Origin of the sequence: Dorea sp. BIOML-A1 (assembly GCF_009875615.1) — a bacterium.
In the GTDB taxonomy this organism is placed as follows: Bacteria; Bacillota; Clostridia; order Lachnospirales; family Lachnospiraceae; genus Dorea_A; species Dorea_A amylophila.
The window spans coordinates 1-4,601 of sequence record NZ_WWSA01000061.1 but is presented as its reverse complement, the minus strand read 5'-3'; the positions used below and the strand labels follow the sequence as shown (position 1 = coordinate 4,601).

5 protein-coding genes and 1 pseudogene are annotated in these 4,601 nt (G+C 41.7%); all 6 read right to left on the bottom strand.

Annotated elements, in window-relative coordinates:
• Positions 1-149: 149 nt before the first annotated feature.
• Complete coding sequence (locus GT508_RS14280; protein ID WP_161144520.1) at positions 150-1,058, bottom strand: radical SAM mobile pair protein B; 909 nt, start codon at positions 1,056-1,058, stop codon at positions 150-152.
• Positions 1,046-1,735 carry a radical SAM mobile pair protein A gene (locus GT508_RS14275; protein ID WP_161144519.1) on the bottom strand — a complete coding sequence of 230 codons (690 nt, stop codon included), beginning with the start codon at positions 1,733-1,735 and terminating at the stop codon, positions 1,046-1,048. The genes GT508_RS14280 and GT508_RS14275 overlap by 13 nt, the downstream gene beginning before the upstream one ends.
• Positions 1,732-2,169, bottom strand: coding sequence for a radical SAM mobile pair system MarR family transcriptional regulator (locus tag GT508_RS14270; protein WP_004853467.1), 438 nt, complete (start codon positions 2,167-2,169; stop codon positions 1,732-1,734). The genes GT508_RS14275 and GT508_RS14270 overlap by 4 nt, the downstream gene beginning before the upstream one ends.
• 405 nt (positions 2,170-2,574) lie before the next feature.
• Positions 2,575-3,732: an IS91 family transposase gene (locus GT508_RS14265; RefSeq protein ID WP_161144518.1), complete on the bottom strand. Its 1,158-nt coding sequence runs from the start codon at positions 3,730-3,732 to the stop codon at positions 2,575-2,577.
• Positions 3,722-4,333, bottom strand: coding sequence for a tyrosine-type recombinase/integrase (locus GT508_RS14260; RefSeq protein WP_161144517.1), 612 nt, complete (start codon positions 4,331-4,333; stop codon positions 3,722-3,724). The genes GT508_RS14265 and GT508_RS14260 overlap by 11 nt, the downstream gene beginning before the upstream one ends.
• 109 nt (positions 4,334-4,442) lie before the next feature.
• Positions 4,443-4,601: pseudogene (locus tag GT508_RS14255) on the bottom strand (helix-turn-helix domain-containing protein); the annotation flags it as partial.

Below are 4,601 nucleotides of genomic sequence, written 5' to 3'. Positions count from 1 at the left end.
GCAATGACTAAATAAAACTTTCCCTTATTTCCCTTACGATTATCTCATAAGGGCAAAAATAAGGGAAAATACATATCGTTTCGCTAATGCACAGGCTGGAAAGCCTGTAAAATAGGGAAAGTTAGAAATATATTTCGGCAAACTGGAAATTAGCGATTTCTTTTTCCGGTATTCTCTGTCCCACGGATTTCCTCATGATAGAAATAATCTACGATCACCGGATGCCCCTGCGGGACTCTGCCATAAGGCATTTCATTATCCACAAAGGCACAATCATACTTCTTAGCCATTTTCTCAGCTTTTACTTCAAGTGCTTCAAAGTAACTGCGGTTATGCTTGTTATAGATCTCGTCGTAAAGTGGTACAAGATCAGGATATTTTCCGGTGATATAATCCATAATTGTCTTTTTGAAACCGCCTCGAAGATTGAGATTTTCGAGCCAGAACAGATCGCACTGATCCTTTACCCGCTCAAAAATTGCTTCAAAATCCGTGATACCGGGAAATACCGGGGATACGAAACAGACTGTACGGATACCTGCCTCATATACCTGCTTCATAGCAGCGATACGGTGCTCAATGCTCGAAGCAGAGTCCATATCGTTCTTGAAATTTTCATCTAGTGTGTTGATTGACCATGAAACGGTTACACGTCCAAGCTTCTTCAGCAGATCAATATCTCGTACCACAAGATCCGACTTTGTGCAGATCAGAATATCTGCGTCACTGTCGATCAGCTGCTCCAGAAGTTTTCTGGTATTCCCGAATTGCTCCTCCTGTGGATTGTAGCCATCTGTCACAGAACCGATGACTACCCGCTGTCCGGCATATTTCTTCGGATTTTTAATTTCCGGCCAATGCTTCACATCAAGGAAAGTGCCCCATTCCTCCTTGTGCCCGGTAAAGCGCTTCATAAAAGAAGCATAGCAATACTTGCAGGCATGTGTACAGCCCACATAGGGATTGACCGAGTAACCGCCTACCGGCAGACTAGACTTAGTCATGATGTTCTTTGTTTCCACCTCACGAATGAGGATTCCATTTATTACTTCTTCCATGATTTCTGTACCTCTAACACTTTATTAAATTCTTCCGGCATTTCCTGAATCATATTTTCATCCCCTATGATAGGGACAAGGTCTTCCTTCATAAACACCGGAATGCCGAGCTTATGTGCCTGGTCCGTCAGAGACCATGCCCATTCCGGCTCCGTATGAATCTTCCTGCTCTGAGCTCCGGTCATGGTGCCGATAACGATCCAATTGATTCCGGAAAGGTCAACTGTGCCGGGATCATCGAATAACGGCTCAAAGGTAACATGGTAATGTTTTGCTCTGACGTTTTTCCGAAGGGCGTCGATACGCCACCGTTCTGCTTTCCTCGTCACCGTAACGCCAAACCATGCGTTTTCCAGATCGGTATCAAAATCCAGCAAATCAGGTCGCTTGGTAAGGAACAGGAACTGATGCTGTGGATTTTCACGGATCTTTGCAAATACCTCGTCTCTCCATTCCGGCTTCCATCCGGAGAGATCGCTCATCCCGGTAAGAAGAAAGTTCTGCGGACGTTTCTTTTCCATCATCTTGAGCTTACCCGGAAAGAATTCAGGGTCAGCGAAGTCATCAATCATATGCCAGCGTTTCACGTTGTTGCGGGCATAGCAATATGTACACCCCTCTGTGCAGCCAATGACGATATTCATGTTCTGAATCTGATCTTTGATATAAATACTCATGACTTCTGCCACTCCTCAAGATTCTTTCTGATGCGGTCGAGGCATTCCTCAAACCGGGTAATTTCTTCCTCTGAAAAACCTTTGTAGTAAATACTGCCCATCTCATCAGATACAGAATCGTACTCGCCCTTTAAGGCATGTGCTTTCTCAGTCAGAAACAGGAGTGTTTTCCTTTTGTCCGTTTCAGACTGAACACGGCTTATCAGCCCTTGATTTTCCATTCTTTCCAGCATCGTAGTAAGAGATGTTATCGCTAATCCGCATTTAGTCGAGAGTGACCTGATTGAGATACCATCCTCCTGCCACAGCACATAAAGAATACGTCCCTGGGCTCCATTAAACGCATCAATATTCTTTTCACTGAGAATCTTCTCGAAAATCCGGTCTCCAAGCTGTTTTATTTTTGTGACAAGAAATCCTCCATTCATTTCCATACAAAAGCTCCTATATAGTAGTTTATTAAAAACATACTATATAGGAGCTTTATTGTCAAGAGTTTATATGTCTTAATAGGTAAATTCCGTTTTTTTCAATTCTCCAAATTGATACGTGAACAATCGGTGTCAGGACAGAGAAAAAAACAGCTTACCATCTATTGATAGCTGCCCTTTTCTCTGGACTGCACACCGATTTTTACCGATTGAACAAAATCGCGTCACTCCAGACGATACAGTATGGAGTTTCAATCGATTTCCTTCTTCTTGATTTTACCAAAGAATCTATGCATTGGAAACTGATTCCATCATATATTCAAAATAGTAACCTGTCTTATCGAATGAAGGGTACACTTAATAAGCCTTCTTTCAGGAGGCTGTTTTTCAGTATTCAAATTCCTTCACTCAAGTCAACATATAGCGTCCTCGAAGCGATAGTGAATGAAGATTTCCTCCACAGGCTTCACATTTACAGATATCCTTTTTGTAAAGGATCATCAGCTTTTCCGCACAGGTTTTGCCTCGGAGTTTTGAAATATATTGAATGCAGTTGAGAAGCTTCCGGCAGTGTGCCATCTTTTCTTTCTTGTTCCTACAGGAAAGCAGGCCATAGTGGCGAATTCGGACAAAACCTTTAGGGAGCACATGCATTAGAAACATTCGCAGAAACTCTGTTCCTTTAATGGTTTGTTCGATATATTTACCGCCATTCTTGTAATCCTTTACGAGGTAGGTAACAGTTTCATCTGTCATGCTGACAATTCTACGGTTACTGATAGCGATACGATGAGTGTAACGGCCAAGGTAGTGGATCACAGAATCCGCTCCATTGAATGCCTCCTTCGTATATACAACCCAGTTCTTATCGTAGAGGGAATTCAGTAAAGCTTTGAATTCATAATGATTTTTCAAATGTGCTGCCGTTCCATGATACTCAAGTTTTTTATCTTCCCAGAATTGTTTCAGCTCACGAAGATAATACTTTTTGAAGACGGCAGACATGACCTTAACCGGAAAGAAAAACTTCTTTCCTTTATCCTTCCACTTGTTTGTAGCATCAAGTCCACCGCCAAGAACAATGGTGTGGAGATGAGGATGATAATTCATCCTGGAGCCCCAAGTATGAAGTACGCAGATATATCCAATCCTTGCTCCAAGATGCTTCGGATCCGCAGACAGTTCTTCCATTGTTTGATGTGCTGCATGGTACAAAGCATCATAAAGGAGTTTCTGATTTGAATAAATCAGGGAATATAATTTTTCAGGAACTGTAAAAACCGTATGAAAGTATGGAACATCCAGTACATTTTCCTGCTGTTTGTCAATCCATTCATCGACCTCCATTCCTTGACACATGGGGCAGTGACGGTTCTTGCATGAATTATAATGAATATATTTCTTGTGACAGTTTTCGCATTCGCTTAAATTGGCTCCCATTTCAAGAGTATGGCATTTGGAGATACACAGTGCCGTTAGTTGCTGTTGGGGAGAAAAGTTGTGTGTCTCACAGTATTGCGGAAGAAATCGATGGAATACATCCTGAATGGTGATGTCATGATTCATTTGCATCACCTGCGTTTCTCTTAGATTTATGTCCTCGTTTTTTTTTGACAGGATGATCAAGCGGACTCTTTATTCCCATAACAGTTTTATTGGATATGTGGATGTATACCTGTGTTGATTCCAGACAGCGGTGTCCAAGCATTGCTTGTACATAGTTGATAGGGACACCTTGTTCAATCATGTGACTTGCAAAGGAATGGCGAAGCGTATGCGGATGTGCTTCAATGCCCGCTGTTTTTCCTACTGCCCTGAGCATGATTTCAACACCACTCACTTTTAGTAGTTCATGAGGAGCATCTAAAGAAACAAAAAGATACTCTCTTTTTACCGGATAACTTCTCCAGTATTCTTTTAGTAAATCAAGGGCTCTTTCTGAAAGAATCGTCCATCTATCACGATGATTCTTCCCTTTGGAAATATATACCTGCATAGTGCTCATATAGATATCTTCAGGTTTAAGAGAGACAAGTTCTCCTACACGCATTCCAGATGAATAAAGCAGGGCAATGATTGCTTTGTTACGGATCTGGGTTGCAGAATTGATTAACTTTTCAATTTCTTCAAGAGAAAGCACTTTCGGAAGCTTTACATCCAATCGCATTCTTGGAACAATGTCTTGATCCCATGGAATGTGTAAGACATGTTTGTATAGAAAGCAAATGGAAGAATTATAAAAGTTGCAGGTTGCAGATGAAAGACCGGAATTACGTTTCCGAAAGACCTTCCAGCACCATTTTTTTCGTATTGTCAATCGAACCATTCTCATAACGCAGGATTGTAGAAGCGGTAACTCCCATCTTTTCTGCGACATAAGGCTGTGTCAGATTCAATTCCAGACGGCGCTGTTTTATTCTGCTGCCTATCAGCTT